We start from the raw sequence: 18,866 nt of genomic DNA, 5'->3' as shown, positions 1-18,866 counted from the left end.
GTCGGCACCACCCCCCGCGCCGCCAGTGCTGTGGTGAGACCTCCCAGCGTCGCCCCGGTCGTGCACACGTCATCCACCACGCAGGCCACCGCTCCCGGCACCCGCAACAGCTGCCGTGCCCGGTGCAGTTCCGTCCGGTCCACCACCAGCCCCTGGGACAGGTTCACCGCCCGGGCGGCCCGCGACAGCCCCACCGAATCGGGTGTCCCCTCGGCCAGTGACGCCACCGCCGCCGCGTCCGCGTGTCCACCCAGACTGCGCGCCGCCACCCTTGCGGCCCGGGCCACGACACACCCGCCCCTCGCCCGTGCCGCAGAGGGACGCGTCGGAGCGGCGAGCAGCACCACCGGCGACAACCTGGGGTCGGGCAGCTCCCCGGCCTCCACCAGATGACGCACCACCCCGGCGATCACCTCACCCAGCACAGCCACCGCGTCCGGCCGGTGATGGTCCTTGGCGGCGAGGATGATCGCCCGGTGCACCCCGCCGTAGGGACCGGCGCAGTACACCCGGGGTGAAGCAGGACCGTCTACCGGTGACGGTGGATGCCGTAGCGCCACCGCGCAGTCCCGGCACAGCCCCACCCCCTGTCCCACCGGGACCGGTTCCACGCGTCCGCAGCCCGGACAGTCGTGCCGCCAGACCAGCTCGGCGGCGTCCGCGATACCGGAGAGGATCCCCATCGCCGGTCAGCGCACCGTCACCGGTACCGCACGGGCGCCCTGCAGGGCCGGCACCTCACGCCAGAAATCACTGCTGGTGTCGGTGTTCCCGGAGGTACCGGCACCGTAGCCGATCTCCAGCAGTGCCCGGCCGTCGAGGATGTACTCGGTCGTGCCGGTGGACGCCACAGCGACGACGGGCGCAGTGACGTTCCGCGAGGTCAGCTGGGTCTGGGTGGAGCCGTCGACCGCGACGACCCACACCGGCGTGTCATTGGCACGGGTGCCGACGAGTAGTTCCCCGTCCGGACGCCACCCCACCGACACCGCGGTGTCGCCGAGGTTCGTCGCGACCTGGACCGGGGTTCCCAGTCGCACCCCCGAGGAAGCCGAGGAAGCCGGGGAGGCCGAGGAGTCGTCGGTGCCGTCGGTGTCAGCGGTACCGGCGGTACCGGCGGTGCTCTCCAGGACGCTGACGAACAGCCGGCCGTTGATGATCATCGCCGCCCGTGTCCCGTCCCGCGACACCGAGAACTCACTGATCGTGGGGTTGTCGAGGCCGAGACTGTTCAGCGAAGGGAAGTCCACTGTGGCCTCCGACATCCGCCCGGACGCCGCCCTGGACCACCGGCGCACCTGCTCACCGTCGGTGACCGCGTACAGCCACTGGCCGTCGGAGGTCCAGGTGGGACGTGATATCTGGTCGGAGGTGTTCACGGTCACCGGGGATCCCGCCGGGTCACCGACCTTGAGACTGCGTGGGTCATCCCCGTGACCGGTCACCGCGGCGACGGAGCCGTCGGAGGAGTATGCGGCCGACTCCAGCTCCCCGGACGCGGTCCAGCCGTCGACCGTGGTGGCACCGTCGTCCGTGACATCGACGAGGGCGCCGTCGCGCAGTGCACGCAGCGACTCGTCCGGCACGGCATGGGGGTCGAAATCGCGGGCGCTGTCGATGCTCCAGGTGTCCCCTGCTCCCGACTGTCCGTTACCCACGGGGACGCCGTCGGCGAGGATCCGGTAGGGCCCACGCACATCGGAGTCAGCCAGCGTCCAGATGATCTGTGCGGCCAGGGTGCGGACGCCCTCGGCGTCCATTGCCGACAGCCCCTGCAGGTCCACGGTGAAACCACCGGATTCCCCCTCCCTGGCCTGCACGACGAGGTCGGAAGACAGGGACGAGACGACACCGTCGGCGAGACTGTCCCGGGGGCCCGCGGCGAGCAGGGAGACCAGTGAGGAGCCGATGTTCTCCTGCCGTGAGTACGTCCAGCGGCGGTCCGGGACGAGGAAACGGCGCGTCGGATCGAGGAAGTAGATGTCCCTGGCCTGGTAGGCGGAGGTGAAGTCGTTGCGGTCCATGATCACGCCCGACGGCAGACGGTCGATCCGCCAGTCGCCGTCGACGAGCACCATGTCGATGGTGTCCTCGTAGGAGCGGTAGCCCGCCTTGAATGCGCCACCGGTGCCGAGCGACCCGGTCACTGTGCCGCGGACGGTGTAGCTCATCCGGTTGCCGGATGCCGCGCCGTCGGCATTGAGGTCGATGCGCGACAGGATAAGTGTGCCCGTGGCGTCCTGCCAGCTGTCGGCGGCGTCGGAGGTGAGGAACTCGCGGGCCGCCTGGTGGTTGTTCAGCGGGTGGGCGGAGGCGGAGAAGAACGACCGCAGCAGAAGGTCGGGTGCCTGTCCAGGCTGCGGGACCGGCACATTGTCCAGGCTGGGGGACGCCGCATAAGAACTGATGACCTCCGGAGAGGAACTGCCCGGGATCGTGGCGCAGCCGGTGACGGAGGCCAGCGCGGCCACGGTGAGCAGAGCGCCGGCGGTGCGGATCTGACGGTCACTCATCGCGGTCCTCCCTGTTGTCGTCATCCGGATCGTAGGCCGTGTCGTAGTCGTCGACGTGGACGTCCGCCCCGACATCGGTGGGGTGGTACTCGTCCATGTCCGCCGCCTCCTCGAGAGCCTTGCGCACCTCTTCCTCGGTGAAACCCTCGAATCCGCCGAAGGCGTCCACCACGTTCATGGGGCCCATCGCCTCGAAGGCCTCGGCGGCTTCCTCAGCGTCCACGTGATCGGACACGTCGAAGGCACCGCTGTCCCCGGTGTCCCCGGTGTCCCCGGCACCGGAGGATACCAGGTGCTGTGGCAGCTCCGGCGCCACCGGGGCGTCCTCCACGGCGGGCACCGCCGACCCGGGGTGGACCTCCAGGGGCAGCGGCGAGGAGCGGACCTCTTCACCCGGTTCCAGCGGCAGAGTCAGCCGGAAGCAGGCGCCCACCCCGGGCTCGCCCGTGGCCTCCAGACGACCGCCGTGGAGCAGGGCGTCCTCCTTGGCGATCGCCAGGCCCAGACCGGTTCCGCCGGTGCGTCGCTCGCGGGACGGGTCGGCGCGCCAGAAACGGTTGAACACCAGCTCCGCCTCACCAGGGGTCAGACCCACACCGTGGTCCACCACTGTCACCGCCAGCGAACCGTCACCGGTGCGCATCGTGACGTCGACGGGGCGTCCCTCACTGTGGTCGATGGCGTTGGCCAGCAGGTTGCGCAGGATGCGCTCGACGCGTCGGGAATCGACCGGGACACTCACGGGCTCGTCCGGAAGGTCGAGGATGATCGGACACCCGACCTCCTCGGCGATCGCACGGACCTGTTCCAGTGTGGACTTCACCACGCCGCGCACGTCGATCGTCTCCAGCGACAGATTCGCCACACCCGCGTCGTGCCGTGAGATCTCGAGCAGGTCACCGAGCAGCATCTCGAAACGGTCGAGCTCGGAGAGCATCAGCTCCGAGGCACGGCGCGTCATCGGGTCGAGGTCCTCGGCGTTGTCGTGGATCAGATCGGCGGCCATGCGGACCGTGGTCAGCGGAGTGCGCAGCTCGTGGGAGACGTCCGAGGTGAACTGCTGCTGCAGCGAGCCGAAGTCCTCCAGCTGACGGATCTGGTGGGACAGGTTCTCCGCCAGATCGTTGAAGCTCATCGCCAGGCGGGCGACCTCGTCCTGCCCGTCGACGGCCATACGTTCACGCAGATGGCCGGCGGCGAAACGCTCCGCGATGCGGGACGCCGTGCGTACCGGCACCGTGAGCTGCTGGGAGAACACCCAGGCGATGACGACCAGGAGCACCAGCAGCGTCACACCACCGGCGAGGAGCAGACCCCGCATCAGGCCCAGGGTCGACTCCTCATTGTCCAGCGGCAGCACCAGGTAGAGCTCGAGTCCCTGGATATCCGAGGCCACCGGGGTACCGATGATCAGGGCCTTGTACTTCCCGGACGCACGTTCCACTGTCGCGTACTGGTCGGCGACCCTGCCCTGGCGGACGAAGGTGCGCAGACTCTCCGGGATCTGCTGCTGGTCCGGGCTCGAGACGTCCCGACCGTTGATGTCCGGGGCGATGACCACCGGTTCGAAGACCGTGCTGGACCCGCTGGTGGACTCGTCGTTGCCGCTGCTGCGTTCCGTCAACGACGCACGGGCGGCGTTGATCCGCAGCTGTAGGGAGTTCGAGTTGTCCGAGGATCTGAGCTGCTCCTCGACGGTGACGCGGGCCCGGTCGATGGAGGAGGCCGCGACATCGTGCTTCTCGTCGAGCAGCTGCTGGCTGACGAAACTGGTGAGCACGAATCCGAGCGCCATGATCACGACGAACGAGGACAGGAAGACACTGCCGATGACGCGGGTCTGGATCGAAGTCCGCCAGCGCTGCGAGAGCAGTACCCGGGACCGGTGCAGGAATGTCCGCGGCCGGCTCAGCAGCAGGCTCAGGGCGTCGCGGAAACCGACATCCTTGAGTTCACCGCGCGGCGCGCTGCGGGGATCCTCAGTGTCCCGGCCGTTCCCGTGGCCGTTCCCGTGACCGTTGCCGGGACGGTGCCCGCGGCCCCGGGAAAACGGCAGGATCGACCGGCCGAGGGCGCCACGCACATGGTGCGTGCCAGCGGACGGATCGGTCTCAGGATCCGTGGACGCGGCGGCGCCCACGGCGCTGTCAGGGCCGGTCGGTCCGGTGGCGTCCGAGGTTCCGGAGGTGCCGGACAGGGCGTCGTCCTCCTCCGGATCCGGAGCGGAGGCCGCTGATGCGGGTGTCTCGCTGTTCACGGGGAGACGCCCTTACTCGCCCGTCTTGTAGCCCACGCCACGGACGGTCTGGATGATCACCGGGTTGTCCGGGTCCTTCTCCACCTTGGAACGCAGACGCTGGATGTGCACGTTGACCAGGCGGGTATCGGAGTTCTTGCGGTAGCCCCAGACGCGCTCCAGCAGCTCCTCGCGGGAGAAGACCTGGCGGGGACGGGAGGCGAGGGTGGCCAGCAGCTCGAACTCGATGGGGGTGAGCTGGATGACAACGCCGTCACGGGTGACCTGGTGGCCGCCGAAATCGATGGTGACGTCGCCGATGGTGGCGGTGTCCGGGGTCTCCTCCGGGATACGGCGCAGCCGGGCGCGGACACGGGCCACGAGCTCCTTGGGCTTGAAGGGCTTAGGAACGTAGTCGTCCGCGCCGGACTCGAGGCCCAGGACGACGTCGACGGTGTCGGTCTTCGCGGTGAGCATGACGATCGGGACCGCGGAGAAGTCACGGACGGCCCGGCACACGTCGACGCCGTTCATCCCCGGGAGCATGAGGTCGAGGAGGATGAGGTCCGGGTGCTGGGTCCGGGCGGCCTCGACCGCCTCCGCACCGTCGCCGACAGTGACCGTACTGAACCCCTCTCCCTGCAGAACCATCGTCAGCATCTCGGAGATAGCGGGGTCGTCGTCGACGACGAGAATCTTGGCAGCCATGGTGAACAGTCTGTCACACGCTGCGGTTCCGGGGTGTCTCAGCCCTCGGAGACCGCCTCCGCCACGGCATCGGCGAGCTCGGCGAGCTGCTCATCCAGAGCCGACCGGTCGCCGCTGTTGTCCAGCACCAGCCACGGAGAGCTCCACTGCGCACCGGCCAGGGCCCGGTAGACCGCCAGCGTCCGGGCCTGGAGCCCGCCGTCGGCCTCATAGGCGTCCACCCCGCGGTCGGAGTTCTCCTCGGCGCGGACGGCGACGCGTTCCGCCGACACCTCGTCCGGGACGTCGACGAGGACCTGCAGGTCGGGCACCGGGATGCCGAGCTGCGTGAACTCCAGGTCATCGACCCAGGCGACGACCTCGGAAGGCTCACTGCCCGGACCCGCCCCGGACACGGCGTCCTGGGACAGCCGCGCCGCGGAGTACGCCGCATTCGAGGCGACCCAGCGGTCCAGCAGCACCACGTAGCCGTCCTCGTCGAAGCCGCTCAGCTCGGCGGCGACCTCCGCCCGGTCGAGGGCGAACAGGGTCGCCATGCCGTAGGCGGAGTCGACGAGGTCACCCATGTCACCGTGCAGCGCCGCCGAGGCGAGCTGCGCGTGGACCGACGTCTCGTAGCGGGGGAAGGACAGCCGGGCGACCGGGATCTCCCGGGCGATGAGCTCGGCCTCCAGTGCGGTGACGACGGTGTTCTTACCGGCGCCGTCGATGCCTTCGAACGCGATGATCATCAGTAGCGGTAGTGCTCGGGCTTGAACGGGCCCTCGACGTCGACGCCGATGTACTCGGCCTGCTCCTTGGTCAGCTTCGTGAGCTTTCCACCAAGCGCCTCGACGTGGATACGGGCGACCTTCTCGTCGAGGATCTTCGGCAGGCGGTAGACCTCGTTGTCGTACTTGTCACCGTTGGTGAACAGCTCGATCTGGGCGATGGTCTGGTCGGCGAAGGAGTTCGACATGACGAAGCTCGGGTGGCCGGTGGCGTTGCCGAGGTTGAGCAGACGACCCTCGGACAGCACGACGATGCTCAGCGGGTCACCGTCGGCGTCCGGGAAGGTGAACTCGTCGACCTGCGGCTTGATGTTCACCCGGGTGACGTCGGTGCGGTGGTTCAGCGAGGCCATGTCGATCTCGTTGTCGAAGTGGCCGATGTTGCCCAGCACGGCGTGGTTCTTCATCTGCTGCATCTGCTCGAAGGAGATGATGCCCAGGTTGCCGGTGGAGGTGATGACGATGTCGGCCTCGCCGATGGCGTCGTCGATGGTGACGACCGGGAAGCCGTCCATGAGGGCCTGGAGGGCGTTGATCGGGTCGGCCTCGGTGACCTTGACCCGGGCACCCTGACCCTTGAGCGCCTCGGCGACACCCTTGCCCACGTCACCGTAGCCGGCGACCAGGGCGGCCTTGCCACCGATGAGCATGTCGGTACCGCGGTTGATGCCGTCGATGACGGAGTGGCGGGTGCCGTAGCGGTTGTCGAACTTGGACTTGGTGACGGCGTCGTTGACGTTCATCGCCGGGAACGGCAGGGTGCCCTGCTCAGCGAAGTGGTAAAGGCGGTGGACGCCGGTGGTGGTCTCCTCGGTGACACCCTTGACGGCCTTGCCGGTCTCGGTCCAGCGGGTGGCGTCCTTACCGTGGACGCGGGCGAGCATCCGCAGGAAGGCCTGGTACTCGTCGACGTCCTCGACGGACGGCTCCGGGACGATGCCGTTGCCTTCGAACGTGGTGCCCTCGATGACCGCGTTGGTGGCGTCGCCACCGTCGTCGAGGATCATGTTCGGCTTGTCGTCGCCCCAGTCGAAGACCTGCTCCAGGCACCACCAGTACTCATCGAGGGTCTCGCCCTTCCACGCGAAGATCGGGACGCCGGTCGGGGCCTCGGGGGTGCCGTCGCCGACGACGACGGCCGCGGCGGCCTCGTCCTGGGTGGAGAAGATGTTGCATGACGCCCAGCGGACCTCGGCACCGAGGGCGGTGAGGGTCTCGATGAGGACCGCGGTCTGGACGGTCATGTGGATCGATCCGGCGATCTTCGCGCCGGCCAGCGGCTGCTCGTCGGCGTACTCGCGACGCAGCTCCATCAGGCCGGGCATCTCGTACTCAGCAAGGCGGATCTGGTGACGGCCGGACTCCGCGAGGGAAAGGTCCCGGACCTTGTACTGGAGGTCACCGGCGGCATCGACGGTGAGGTCGGCCAGCGGATCGAAGGTGAGGTCGGCGGAGGATCCTGCGGATTCAGCCATGGGTGGAGTGCTCCTTCATAGGGCGGGGTTTATCAGACAACTCCATCCACCCTAGCGCGGCCCGACCACGGTGTTGCCCGTAGGTCGCCGCCTGCGGCCGCCGCGACGTCAGCTCAGTGCCTCGACACAGGTCTCCAGGCCGTCCGGGGCGTCCTCCCCCAGACGTTCCAGGTGTCCGTCCAGGACCTGGAGGGCGACTTCCTGCAGACTCTCCGGGCAGTCACCGATCCGGGTACGGATCAAGGGGTGCTCGTCGACGATGTCGGACGCGGTGAACGGGGCACCTGCCCAGACAGCGGCCACGGTGGCGGCACAGAGCCCGGTGGTGTGGTCGGTGTCCCCGGGGGACGCGTGGTTGAGGGCGACGGTGCAGGCGTCCTGCAGCGCAAGGACAAGCTCGCGGTCGTCGTCGGCCACGTCATCGCACTCGGTGAGGAAATCGGTACTGCTGTCGTCGGCGAAGATGGTCTCATCCCAGCTGCTCATCGACGATGCCTTTCTCTGCGGGAAACATCGCTGGAGTACCGGTGACCGGTCGGTCACCGCGTACCGCTGTACCGGCCCAGAATAGCGACGGACCGGTGCGGACGGGTATCCCCTCGCGATCACGGTCCGGTAACGTTTTGCCCCCCGCAAGTGACAGAAGGTGTGGCGAAATTCACAAATGCGGACGGCGACCAGCCAAAAGTTCGTGATACGGTAGTCCATATCGTAACCTGTTCGTGACTTTTGAGAAGTGACGTAGCCGCCGTTCCCACCCCGGGGGCGTACCCCGAGAGGAGAGTGACCGAGGATCATGTCGACCGATCCCCAGACACCCGACGGTGGTTACGCCCTTACACCGGACCAGTCAGGTACCGGGGCGGTGGACGCCATGGCCGACCCGTCCACCGCCCACCACGAAGAGCTGCTGCGGACCGAGGCACTGGCCGCCCGTCGTGGCAACCGTGCGATCGCCCGCTTCGCGGTCGTCGGACTCGTCGCAGCCCTCGCCGTCGGCTTCGGCACCTGGCGTAATGCTGTCCCGGCAGACAACAATGCCGGAGACAGCGCGGTCGTCGACGCTTCGGTGGACACGTCGCTGCGTGCCACCCGGACCGACGAGTCCGGCACACCGGCACCACGCACCTCCACTCCGTCGGAGGTCACGCCTCCGCCGGTGACCATCGGTGGCGTCGCCCCGCTCAGCGAAGACCCGTACCTCCCGCCGAACGCGTGGAACGGCGGAGACAGTATCGACCCGGTCGTCCCGGCCCCGGAACCCGTGCCTCAGAACCCCGGCGACGAGACTGCTACGGACACCACCGACGAGAACCCCTCCCCGGAGGACCCGTCGCTTCCCGAGTTGCCGTCGCTGCCGGACCTCCCCGATTTCCCGGACCACAACGGTGGCTCCTCGACCGAGGAGAGCACCTCGGAGCCCACCGAAGACGAGAATTCCGGCCAGACCACGGAGAGCGCCGGCGCGGGGGGCACTGGCAATGCCGCCACCGGAGCAGCGGAGTCCACGAACTCCGTCGGCGCCGCCTCCGCCACCTCCACGTCCCGGCAGTCCGAGCCGACCGAGCCGACCGAGCCGACCGAGCCGACCGAGCTCACCGACGACAGCGACTAGAGACAACGACGGACAACGCCTCTCGGGCCGGTCCGCAGGAGCACCCGCGCGCCGGCCCGCTGTCGTACCGGGGGACACCGCCCCGACCGCAACGCCGGTCAGACCGGCAGTCAGCCTGCCGTTGCGATGAAGGTGCGGCCCAACGAGGTGACCTGCAGGTCACCTCCCGTCGCCGAAGGGACCCACACCGCCTCTCCCGGACGCAGCCGGGTCGGGGCCGAACCACTGGAATCGGAGCCTTCGGCGCCGGACAACTCAGCCCCACCGGCACCCACCAGCACGACCGCCGGGCCGGCAACCGGGGCGACCTGCCCGTCATCGACCTCGCGCAGGGCGAAGTCGGGCACCGGGACGTCGAACTGACCGTCCACGTCCCGCGGGCACACCGGGTCGACGACCGGCGCGAAGTCCATGACGCGCATCAGTTCCGGCACGTCGATGTGCTTGGTGGTGAGGCCGCCACGCAGCACGTTGTCGGAGTTCGCCATGATCTCCACGCCCGTACCGTGCAGGTAGGCGTGCAGCTTGCCGGCGGCGAGGAACAACGCCTGTCCGGGCTCCAGGACCACATGGTTGAGCAGCAGAGAGATCAGCACGCCGGAATCACCCGGGTACTGCTCAGCGAGCTCGGCGGCGATCCGGGTCGGACCGCGCATCCAGTCGGGTGCATCCCCGGCGTCCACCTGGGCCGCCAGCCGACGGCACTCGACGGCGGTCGCGGCGACGAGATCCCGCTTCGTCGCCGACGGAAGGGTGATCCAGGTCGTCACCAGGGCACGGAGGTCCTCGGCGTCGTCACCGGACCCCAGTAGTGACGTGGTGTGCGACAGATCGGGCACGTCCAGGGCACCGAGGAGTTCGCGGGTCCGGCCCAGTGGGCGGAAACCGGCGAGTGCCTCGAATCGGGTCAGTGCGACGAGCAGTTCAGGCTTGTGGTTGTCGTCCTTGTAGTTCCGGTGCGACGCCCCCAGGGGCACCCCCCCGGCGTTCTCGCGGGCGAAACCCTCTTCGGCCTGCTTCTTCGTCGGGTGCGCCTGCAGACTCAGCGCCTGATCGGCGGCGAGCAGTTTGATGAGGAACGGGAGCCGGTCGCTTGAGCGGTCAGCCCCCAACTGCCCCTCAGGGTCACCGGAGATGACGTCAAACAGCGTCCGGGTGTCCCCGGAGACGACGGACGGTGCAGCCGGGTGCGCCCCGAACCACATCTCCGCCTCCGGATGTTCGGTCGGCAGCGGACGGCCGGTGAGCTCGGCCAGGGCCGTCCGGGAACCCCAGGCGTAGTGCCGGACGGTGCCGTCGATGAGGAGCGGGTGCGCCTCGGTGTCTGGTGTCTGCGATGTCACAGGGATGGGTGTCTCCTACCTCACGCCCGGATGACCGAGAGCGCCTTGTCGACGATCTCGGTGATGCGCTCGCCGGTCGGCGCCTCGACATTGAGACGCAGCAGCGGCTCGGTGTTCGAGGCACGGATGTTGAACCAGGAGCCGTCACTGAGCTCGACGGTCACGCCGTCGAGGTCATTGGTGGACGCGGTCTCGTCGGTGAAGGCCTCGACGACCGCTGCGGTGCGTCCTGCCTGGTCCGCCACCTCGGAGTTGATCTCGCCGGAGGCTTCGTAGCGCGAGTAGGCCTGCTTCAGCTCCGACAGCGGCTTGTCCTGGGCACCGAGGGTGGCGAGGACGTGGAGGGCGGCGATCATTCCTGAATCCGCGTTGAAGAAATCGGAGAAATAGTAGTGGGCGGAGTGTTCGCCACCGAAGACGGCGTCCTCCTCGGCCATCTGTGCCTTGATGAAGGAATGGCCGACACGGGTACGGACGGGCTTGCCTCCGAGCTCGGTGACCAGCTCCGGTACCGCCTTGGAGGTGATGAGGTTGTGGATGATCGTCGCGCCCGGGTGCTGCGCCAGGTAGCGCTCGGCGATCATGCAGCAGATGGCCGACGGGCTGACGGCGTCGCCCTTCTCGTCCACGATGAAGCAGCGGTCTGCGTCCCCGTCGAAGGCGACACCGATGTCCGCACCCTTCTCGACGGTGAACTTCTGCAGGTCCACGATGTTCTTCGGGTCCAGTGGGTTGGCCTCGTGGTTGGGGAAGGTTCCGTCGAGCTCGAAGAAGAGATCGTGGAGGGTCAGCGCGGACTCGGTGCCGAGAACGGCCGGAGCGGTCAGGCCGCCCATGCCGTTGCCGGCGTCCACGGTCACGGTCAGCGGACGGATGCCGTCGAGCGGCACCAGCGTCTTGAGGTAGTCCGCGTAGTCGGTGAGGACGTCGCGGCTGCCGACGGTGCCGGGTGTGCCGTCGTAGGCGGGAACACCCTCGACGAGCATGTCGACGATCTCTGACAGACCGGTGTCCTGGCCGACCGGGCGGGCCCCGGAACGGCACATCTTGATGCCGTTGTACTTAGCCGGGTTGTGGGACGCAGTGAACATCGCACCGGGGCAGTCCAGTGAACCGGCGGCGTAGTAGAGCTCATCGGTCGAGGTCAGCCCCAGCTCGACGGCGTCGAGGCCCTGGGAGATCACGCCGGCGGCGAAAGCGGCGGAGAGGTCCGGGGAGCTGGGACGCATGTCGTGGCCGATGACCACGGTCGTCGCACCTTCGCCACGCATGAGGTGGCCGAAGGCTGCTCCGGTGTCGCGGACGAGGTCGGCGTCGATACCCTCACCGACCACGCCGCGCACGTCGTAGGCCTTCACGACGCTGCTCAGCGACTCTCTGGTGCGGGAGGACGGGGTTGGTGACGTCATGGGAGGTAACTCCTTGGGTTCTGGGGATCAACGGTGAGGAAGAGGGGTGTCCGGGAAAACCCGGTGGAGTATCAGTCTGCGTCCCGGACCGCGTGGAGATGGCGGGCCGGGGTCCGACGCGGGAGATTTCCGCGCGACGGATGGTGACCACTGGGTCGGGGCAGGTCCTCCCGGCGGACAATGGTCCCGGCGGGGACCGGAGGGTCGATGACGCCGGGGACGGTAGCGGCCTCGGGGTCGGCGCCGGCCTCACCCACCGCCTCCATCGCCTCGGCGAGGACCTGCATCTCCTCGTCAGTGAAATCGCTCGAGTCAGTGACGTCGTCGCCGAAGGGGTCTGTCAGGCCTGCAGCGGCATGGTCCTCACGGACCAGGTCCCAGCCTTCAGGGACGGTGAGGCGGGAAACATGTCGGCTGCAGAGGTCCCAGCTGTGCGGGTCCCCGCCGGGGCCCAGCACAGTAACGGTCGCGCGGCTCGCCCGGTAGTTGTAGCGCAGGGTCGCCACGGCCGGGGTACTGCATCCTGGCCTGGAGCACTGTCGGTAGTCAGTCACGGAGGCTATTTTAGCCCCCTGCGCCGGTCCTGTGCCGGACCGGTGCCGGGGCGCGTGGCGTACACCGTGGTCCGGTGGCCCCAGGGTTAGGATCGGTGCCATGACAGGAGCAGGCACATCACCGGGTACGGGTGCGGGTACAGAGGCAGGGCGGCAGCGCGACGCCTCCGGGTTCGGCGCCGTGCCCGCCGCACACCGCGATCCGCGCGGACGGGGCCTGCGGGGCGTCCTCATGCCGGACCTGCCGAGGCACCGCACCCGTGCCGAGCAGTTCGACGGGGCGGTCCTCGACGTCTACGCCGACGTCCTCGACCGGTTCGGTGACCGGCTCGACGGGCTCGACATCGCCGTGGACATGATCCCCCGGATGAGGATGGACGCCTCGGTCTCGCAGTGGTCCGACGAAGTCGCCGCCGATGGTCCGGTGCCACTGGGACGCCTCGTCCCGGTAGGGGTCGACGAGGAGGGGACGCCGACACGTCCGCGGCTCATCGTGTTCCGACGTCCGGTCGAACAACGGTCCCGCGACCGGGTGGAGCTGGAGAACTGGCTGCGGTTCGTCATCGCCAGCCTGGTCGCGACGTACCTCAACGTGTCCCCGGAAACGGTGGACCCGCGCTTCGACTGGGAGTGACTCCCCGGTTCCCCCAACCGGGATGTCAGCCGAGCCGTTTCTTCAGGCGACGCCGCTCACGCTCGGACAGCCCGCCCCAGATTCCGAAGCGCTCGTCATGCTCGAGGGCGTACTCGAGGCACTCGTCACGCACACCGCAGGCGCGGCAGATACGCTTGGCCTCGCGGGTGGAGCCGCCCTTCTCGGGGAAGAAGGCCTCAGGGTCGGTCTGGGCGCACAGCGCCTGTTCCTGCCACTCCTGGATGACCTTGTCGTAGAACTCGTCGAAGTCCGACGTGAGGTCGGAACGTCCGGGATCCACCGCCGCAGAGCCGTCTGACAGCGAAGCAGGGAACTCTTCAGGATCAGCGTCGCGGTATCCGTCATGCCTGTCGTCCACGCCGCCTCCTTTCGGTTGCTCGTTCCCCGTCGGTACGGTCGCCGGATCGACAACGTCTGATTGTCGGGCGTCCGTATATCTGTACCCCCCAGAGATTACACATACGGAATTACATGCCTCAACCGCTTCCCCGTCGCACCGTCACCACACAAGTCACAACTGTCACAGCATTCACTGAAGGTGATGGGGTGTCAGAGATACATGCCACGACATAAGCACCGCTTCGTGCACCCTAACCACTACATGTGGGTTCCCGACCCTTGATTCTGCCCGGGCACCACAACATGTAGAAATTTTTCTAGATATCGCTGGAGAAGCGCAGACCACCGTCCGGGAGCTGCACCCCCGGCCACACCCTGGCCCCACCGACAAGCTCACAGCGCGCACCGATCACGGCACCCTCACCGATCACCGCGTCGCACAGATGGGCCCGGGCCCCGATCCGCGCCCCGGCGGCGATGACACACCGCTCCACCGTCGCGCCGGCCTCGATGACGACACCGTCGAGTACCACGGAGGTGTCTACCCGGGCACCACCGCCGATCTCCGCGCCACGGCCAACGACCGTGCCACCGAGCAGCAGTGCTCCCCCGGCCACCGCCGCCGACGGGTCCACCAGCGACTCACCGTGGCGTCCGTCGACCAGCGGCGAGGGAGCGATCCCGCGCACCAGGTCCGAGGAGCCGCGGACGAAGTCCGAGGGCGTCCCCAGGTCCCGCCAGTAAGCCTGGTCCACATGGCCGAACACCCGGGCGCCACGCTCCAGCAGCGACGGGAATACCTCCCGCTCGACGGAGACGGCCTTGCCTGCCGGGATCTCGCCGATGATGTCGCGCTGGAAGACGTAGCAGCCGGCGTTGATCTGGTCCGTCGGCGGGTCCTCGGTCTTCTCGAGGAACGCGGAGACCCGGCCGTCGGCGTCCGTCGGCACGCAACCGAAGGCCCGCGGATCGGCGACCTGCAGCAGGTGCAGCGTCACTTCGGCGTCATGGTCGACATGGGTCTGAAGGACCGCGTTGAGGTCGGTACCGCCCAGCACGTCGCCGTTGAAGACCATCACACGCTCGTGGCGCAGGTGGTCGTAGACGTTGCGGATACCACCACCGGTGCCCAGCGGCTCATCCTCGACGACGTACTCGATCTCCAGTCCGAGCTCAGAGCCGTCACCGAAGAACTCCTCGAAGACCTCCGCCTTGAACGAGGTCCCCAGCACCACGTGCGTCATGCCGGCGGCACGGATCCGGGCCAGCAGGTGCTGGAGGAAGGGATAGCCCGCCACCGGCAACATCGGCTTGGGGATCGAGTTCGTCAGCGGACGCAGGCGTGTCCCCTTGCCGCCGACAAGGATGACGGCATCGGTGGACGCTGCGAGAGAGCTGGTGTCAGTCATGGAAAGGTCGGTTCCTTCGTCGTCTGGGGAGAGATAGCGGAAGAGCGCGTGAGGGCACTACGGCCATGAGATTACCCGGCGGCGCTGTCCCGGTGCCGCTGCCGTAGAGCCCGCGTCGCCAGGGCGAGGGTCACCGCACCGCGGACCTTCAGCCCGGCCCACAGCACCGCGCGCACCGGCGCCTGCCACCAGGCGGTGAGGCGGTCAGCCTGGAAACGGTAGGCCGAATCATGGTGGGCGGGCACCGTGATTTCCGGGTGGGAGGACGCTGAATGGCCCCGTGCGTGGGCGATCTCGGCGGTCGGGGTGAAGACGTTCTCCCATCCTGCCCGGCCCAGCCGGTCACCCAGGTCGACGTCCTCCATGTACATGAAGTAGCGCTCGTCGAAGCCGCCGACGGCGTCGAAGGCCTCCCACCGCAGCAGTTGACAGGAGCCCGACAGCCAGCCGGAGATGCGCTCCTGCGACATGTCGGCGTCGTCCCGGTAGCGACGACTGAAGGGATTGTCCTTCCAGACCGGGGCCAGCAGGGCGTGGCCGATGCCGGAACCCAGGGTCGGCACGGCACGCGCCGAGGGGTACACCGAGCCGTCGGTCTCCCGGATCAGCGGGCCGACCGCCCCGGCCCGCGGGTGTCGCTTCGCAGCCTCGATCATCCGGTCCACCGACCCCGGGGTGAAGACCACGTCCGGGTTGGAGATGAGGACGAACTCGTCGTCGATCTCACCGGCGTCCCGACGGGCACGGACCGCGTCGATCCCCTTGTTCATACCCGCGCCGTAGCCGACGTTTCCCCCGGTACGCAGCAGTTCGACGTAGTCACGGGAAGCGGCGGCGTCCTCCGGGGCACCGTCGGTGGAGCCGTTGTCGGCCATCACCACCACAGCACCCTGCGCCGTCGCCGCCGGGACGGAGTCCAGGAAACGCCCGAGGTACTCCCCGGGGGAATAGGTCACGGTGATGATCGCGAGTGGCTTGTTCACGACCGACCAGCCTAGTCCAGGCCCTGGGCCAGAGCCGTACGCCACGTCGGCGGTTCGCCCACCGTCTCCCGCCACGCGGCCAGGTCCATCACCGACCATGCCGGACGCGCCGCCGGCGCCGGCCACTCGTCCGAGCCGCACGGCGTGACCCGCTCCGGATCATGGCCGAGCAGGCGGAAGACCTCACGCGCGAGCCCGCACCAGGTGACCGGATCCCCGGAATTCGTGTAGTGCAGGACGCCCGGCAGCGCCCCCTCCTTCTGTGACAGTGACCACAGACCGTCGGCGAGATCGGCGGCGGACGTGGGACGCCCCGTCTGGTCGTCGACCACCTTCGGGTCCACCCCACGCGCCGCCAGACCAGCCATCGTCGCCACAAAATCACGGCCCGGGGCGTGCGGCCCCGACCACACCCAGGCGGTCCGCACGACGGTTCCGCCGTGGGCGAGAACCGCCTTCTCCCCCGCAGCCTTCGTCGCACCGTACACATTGAGGGGATCGGTGGGGTCGTCGGTCCTCCACTCACGTCCCTCCTCCGGAGGCGTACCGGGGAAGACATAGTCGGTGGAGACGTGGATGAAACGCACCCCGACCTGGGACGCGGCCTCAGCGAGGACGCCGGGTGCGGTGGCGTTGACTCTTTCGACCGCTGCCCGGTTGGCCGGATCCTCTGCCCCGTCGACGTCGGTCCACGCCGCGCAGTTGATCACCGCGTCCTTCCCGGCGAAGCAGCGCAGCGCCGCCTCCCGAAGCTCTTCCGGGGAGGACGCCAGATCGAGAGTCTCCCGGGTGAGCGGTGTGCCGCCGGGAGCGACAAGTTCCCGGCCGACCTGTCCGGCAGCGCCGGTGACCGCGATGTGGGGAGTCAGTGAATTCACAGATGGCCATGGTACTTGTGGCGCCTGCATGGACAACGCCGCGGCGGGTAGTAGACTCCCCCGCGAACTGTCACCCTGTTTTCCGCGGCACGTACTGATGAAAGGTCAAGCATGAGCGATTCCGACCGGACCGACGGCACTTCACGGTCCGATGACGGTCGCGGACGCCATGCCCGCCCGAACGAACGTCGCTCCCGACGTATCCGCGAGGCGCCGGGTGAGGCGGTAGGCCCCGGGCAGACGCGTCTGCCCCGCAGCTCACGACGGGCGGAGGGATCCTCAGGATCGACCTCCTCGTCGTCTTCCTCTTCTTCCACGTCGTCGTCCTCGTCGGGCAGGCGGCGTGCCGCGGCGTCCTCCCGGGCGTCGCGTCGTTCCCGCTCGTCCGGCCCCAGCGACCACCGGCAGCTCGGCCCCACCCCGGTGAAGGTCGTGCTCGGCATCCTCGCCGTCCTGCTGCTGATCGGCGGCGGCTACGGCTACTCCACCGTCGGAAAGCTCGGCGACAACCTCGCCACCACCGGCGGACTCGACCTCGGCGACCAGGCCGACGGTGCAACCGACATCCTGCTGGTCGGTATCGACTCCCGCACGGACGCCAAAGGCAACCCGCTCTCCCAGGAAGAAATCGACATGCTCCGCGCCGGCGAGGAGGAGACCACCAGTACGGACACGATGATCCTCATCCGTATCCCCAACGACGGCTCCTCCGCCACCGCCGTCTCCCTGCCCCGTGACACCTACGTCGACGGTGGTGATGATCTGGGCAACGTCAAGCTGAACTCGGTCTACGGCAGCACCAAGTGGCAGTACGAGCAGGACGCCGCCGATGAAGCCGCGGCCAACGGTGAAGAATACGACGAGGACAAGGTCTCCAAGGAAGGTATCCAGAAGGGCCGCGAGGCGCTCATCGGAACCATCGGCAACCTCACCGGCATCAGTGTCGACCACTATGCCGAGGTCGGCCTGCTCGGCTTCGTGCTGCTCACCGATGCCGTCGGTGGTGTCGACGTCTGCCTCAACAACCCGGTCGACGAGCCGCTGTCCGGTGCCAACTTCCCCGCCGGTCAGCAGACCCTGGACGGTCCGAATGCCCTGAGCTTCGTGCGTCAGCGCCACGACCTGCCGCGCGGTGACCTGGACCGCATCACCCGCCAGCAGGCCTACCTCGCCAGCCTGGCGAACAAGATCCTCTCGGCGAAGACGCTGTCCAACCCCGGCCAGCTCAGCAAGCTCAATGACGCCGTCTCCCGGTCGCTGACCATCGACTCCGGATGGGACATCATGGGTCTGGCCACCCAGATGCAGAACCTCTCCGGCGGCAACGTCTCCTTCCAGACGATTCCGGTGACCAGCATCGACGGCACCAGCGAGGACGGCCAGTCCGTGGTCACGGTCGACCCGGGCCAGGTCCGCGGCTTCTTCGACGAGCTGCTCGGCGACGAGGACAAGGACAACTCCGACGAGTCAGACTCCGAGGAGACGACCGAGGAGTCCATCCCGGACTACGACGCTGCGGCATCCACTGTCTCCGTGCTCAACGCCGGCAATGTCGACGGCCTGGCCACCCGCGTCGGTGACCTGGTCGCCGGTGCAGGTTTCACCGTCGGTGAGGTCGGCAACCACGACGAGTCCGGCGTCTCGGAAAGCCAGGTGAACGTCGCCGACGTCAATGACCCTGCCGCCCGCGACCTGGCGAAGAAGCTCGGCGACCTGCAGGTCGTCGAGGATCCGACTCTGGAGGCAGGCCAGATCAGCGTCACCCTGTCCGGTACCTACTCCGGTCCCGGCGCCACCGAGGACGACACCCGCACTCTGGACAGCTCCGATTCCGACGATTCCTCCGACAGCGGGGACGACTACTCCGGTGAGACGATCGGGATCCCGGGCACCATGGACGCCGGTTCTGAGGAGGATCAGGCGCCGATCACCGCAAACGAGTCCGACACCATGTGCGTCAACTGACTCTGCCTCGCCTG

At 68.2% G+C, this 18,866-nt stretch carries 17 protein-coding genes; 3 read left to right on the top strand and 14 right to left on the bottom strand.

Annotation, left to right across the window (positions count from 1 at the left end; all coding sequences use genetic code 11):
* From Q0A27_RS01975 to Q0A27_RS01945, 7 genes are all read right to left on the bottom strand, one after another.
* A partial coding sequence (locus tag Q0A27_RS01975) for a hypothetical protein (RefSeq protein WP_291473402.1) occupies positions 1–683 on the bottom strand: 683 nt, incomplete at its 3' end.
* Positions 684–689: 6 nt separating this feature from the next.
* Complete coding sequence (locus Q0A27_RS01970; protein ID WP_291473401.1) at positions 690–2,513, bottom strand: LpqB family beta-propeller domain-containing protein; 1,824 nt, start codon at positions 2,511–2,513, stop codon at positions 690–692.
* Positions 2,506–4,596: an MtrAB system histidine kinase MtrB gene (gene mtrB / locus Q0A27_RS01965; protein ID WP_291473405.1), complete on the bottom strand. Its 2,091-nt coding sequence runs from the start codon at positions 4,594–4,596 to the stop codon at positions 2,506–2,508. The genes Q0A27_RS01970 and mtrB overlap by 8 nt, the downstream gene beginning before the upstream one ends.
* 186 nt (positions 4,597–4,782) lie before the next feature.
* Complete coding sequence (mtrA, locus tag Q0A27_RS01960; protein ID WP_291473400.1) at positions 4,783–5,457, bottom strand: MtrAB system response regulator MtrA; 675 nt, start codon at positions 5,455–5,457, stop codon at positions 4,783–4,785.
* Positions 5,458–5,495: 38 nt separating this feature from the next.
* Complete coding sequence (locus tag Q0A27_RS01955; protein ID WP_291473399.1) at positions 5,496–6,188, bottom strand: dTMP kinase; 693 nt, start codon at positions 6,186–6,188, stop codon at positions 5,496–5,498.
* A complete protein-coding gene (gene ahcY, locus Q0A27_RS01950) occupies positions 6,188–7,702 on the bottom strand; it encodes an adenosylhomocysteinase (protein ID WP_291473398.1) in 1,515 nt (504 codons plus the stop codon). The genes Q0A27_RS01955 and ahcY overlap by 1 nt, the downstream gene beginning before the upstream one ends.
* 108 nt (positions 7,703–7,810) lie before the next feature.
* The gene (locus Q0A27_RS01945; protein WP_291473397.1) at positions 7,811–8,188 is read right to left on the bottom strand and encodes a DUF4259 domain-containing protein; all 378 of its coding nucleotides are present in this window, start codon (positions 8,186–8,188) and stop codon (positions 7,811–7,813) included.
* Positions 8,189–8,498: 310 nt separating this feature from the next.
* On the opposite strand from Q0A27_RS01945, the gene Q0A27_RS01940 reads away from it, so the two are divergent.
* The gene (locus tag Q0A27_RS01940) at positions 8,499–9,317 is read left to right on the top strand and encodes a hypothetical protein (RefSeq protein ID WP_291473396.1); all 819 of its coding nucleotides are present in this window, start codon (positions 8,499–8,501) and stop codon (positions 9,315–9,317) included.
* Positions 9,318–9,427: 110 nt separating this feature from the next.
* Here Q0A27_RS01940 and manA read toward each other — a convergent pair whose 3' ends face one another.
* The 3 genes from manA to Q0A27_RS01925 form a co-directional block, all read right to left on the bottom strand.
* A complete protein-coding gene (gene manA / locus Q0A27_RS01935) occupies positions 9,428–10,660 on the bottom strand; it encodes a mannose-6-phosphate isomerase, class I (RefSeq protein ID WP_291473395.1) in 1,233 nt (410 codons plus the stop codon).
* A 20-nt stretch (positions 10,661–10,680) separates the two neighbouring features.
* Positions 10,681–12,069, bottom strand: a complete 1,389-nt coding sequence (locus Q0A27_RS01930) for a phosphomannomutase/phosphoglucomutase (protein ID WP_291473394.1) — start codon at positions 12,067–12,069, stop codon at positions 10,681–10,683.
* Positions 12,070–12,140: 71 nt separating this feature from the next.
* Positions 12,141–12,623: a DUF3499 family protein gene (locus Q0A27_RS01925; RefSeq protein ID WP_291473393.1), complete on the bottom strand. Its 483-nt coding sequence runs from the start codon at positions 12,621–12,623 to the stop codon at positions 12,141–12,143.
* Between the two features lie 232 nt (positions 12,624–12,855).
* On the opposite strand from Q0A27_RS01925, the gene Q0A27_RS01920 reads away from it, so the two are divergent.
* Positions 12,856–13,257: a metallopeptidase family protein gene (locus Q0A27_RS01920; RefSeq protein ID WP_291473404.1), complete on the top strand. Its 402-nt coding sequence runs from the start codon at positions 12,856–12,858 to the stop codon at positions 13,255–13,257.
* A 25-nt stretch (positions 13,258–13,282) separates the two neighbouring features.
* On the opposite strand, the gene Q0A27_RS01915 is transcribed toward Q0A27_RS01920, so the two are convergent.
* The 4 genes from Q0A27_RS01915 to rfbD all read right to left on the bottom strand — a co-directional run bounded on the left by Q0A27_RS01915 (position 13,283) and on the right by rfbD (position 16,887).
* Positions 13,283–13,501 (bottom strand): WhiB family transcriptional regulator, encoded by a 219-nt coding sequence (locus Q0A27_RS01915; RefSeq protein WP_174775638.1) that lies wholly within the window; start codon positions 13,499–13,501, stop codon positions 13,283–13,285.
* 433 nt (positions 13,502–13,934) lie between these two features.
* Entirely contained in the window at positions 13,935–15,026 is a 1,092-nt protein-coding gene (locus tag Q0A27_RS01910; RefSeq protein ID WP_291473392.1) for an NDP-sugar synthase, read from the bottom strand.
* A 71-nt stretch (positions 15,027–15,097) separates the two neighbouring features.
* Positions 15,098–16,009, bottom strand: coding sequence for a glycosyltransferase family 2 protein (locus Q0A27_RS01905; protein ID WP_291473391.1), 912 nt, complete (start codon positions 16,007–16,009; stop codon positions 15,098–15,100).
* Positions 16,010–16,020: 11 nt separating this feature from the next.
* A complete protein-coding gene (gene rfbD / locus Q0A27_RS01900; RefSeq protein ID WP_291473390.1) occupies positions 16,021–16,887 on the bottom strand; it encodes a dTDP-4-dehydrorhamnose reductase in 867 nt (288 codons plus the stop codon).
* Positions 16,888–16,998: 111 nt separating this feature from the next.
* On the opposite strand from rfbD, the gene Q0A27_RS01895 reads away from it, so the two are divergent.
* A complete protein-coding gene (locus Q0A27_RS01895) occupies positions 16,999–18,852 on the top strand; it encodes an LCP family protein (RefSeq protein ID WP_291473389.1) in 1,854 nt (617 codons plus the stop codon).
* Positions 18,853–18,866 lie beyond the last annotated feature (14 nt).

Origin of the sequence: Corynebacterium sp. (genome assembly GCF_022712275.1) — a bacterium.
GTDB lineage: Bacteria > Actinomycetota > Actinomycetes > Mycobacteriales > Mycobacteriaceae > Corynebacterium.
This window is presented reverse-complemented; position numbering and strand designations above follow the sequence as displayed.

Bases quoted from the DNA above. Each gene is read 5' to 3' on its own strand.
- Q0A27_RS01970 (WP_291473401.1), bottom strand. From the start codon at position 2,513: ATGAGTGACCGTCAGATCCGCACCGCCGGCGCTCTGCTCACCGTGGCC.
- mtrA (WP_291473400.1), bottom strand. From the start codon at position 5,457: ATGGCTGCCAAGATTCTCGTCGTCGACGACGACCCCGCTATCTCCGAG.
- Q0A27_RS01955 (WP_291473399.1), bottom strand. From the start codon at position 6,188: ATGATCATCGCGTTCGAAGGCATCGACGGCGCCGGTAAGAACACCGTC.
- ahcY (WP_291473398.1), bottom strand. From the start codon at position 7,702: ATGGCTGAATCCGCAGGATCCTCCGCCGACCTCACCTTCGATCCGCTG.
- Q0A27_RS01945 (WP_291473397.1), bottom strand. From the start codon at position 8,188: ATGAGCAGCTGGGATGAGACCATCTTCGCCGACGACAGCAGTACCGAT.
- Q0A27_RS01940 (WP_291473396.1), top strand. From the start codon at position 8,499: ATGTCGACCGATCCCCAGACACCCGACGGTGGTTACGCCCTTACACCG.
- Q0A27_RS01930 (WP_291473394.1), bottom strand. From the start codon at position 12,069: ATGACGTCACCAACCCCGTCCTCCCGCACCAGAGAGTCGCTGAGCAGC.
- Q0A27_RS01920 (WP_291473404.1), top strand. From the start codon at position 12,856: ATGCCGGACCTGCCGAGGCACCGCACCCGTGCCGAGCAGTTCGACGGG.
- Q0A27_RS01910 (WP_291473392.1), bottom strand. From the start codon at position 15,026: ATGACTGACACCAGCTCTCTCGCAGCGTCCACCGATGCCGTCATCCTT.
- Q0A27_RS01895 (WP_291473389.1), top strand. From the start codon at position 16,999: ATGAGCGATTCCGACCGGACCGACGGCACTTCACGGTCCGATGACGGT.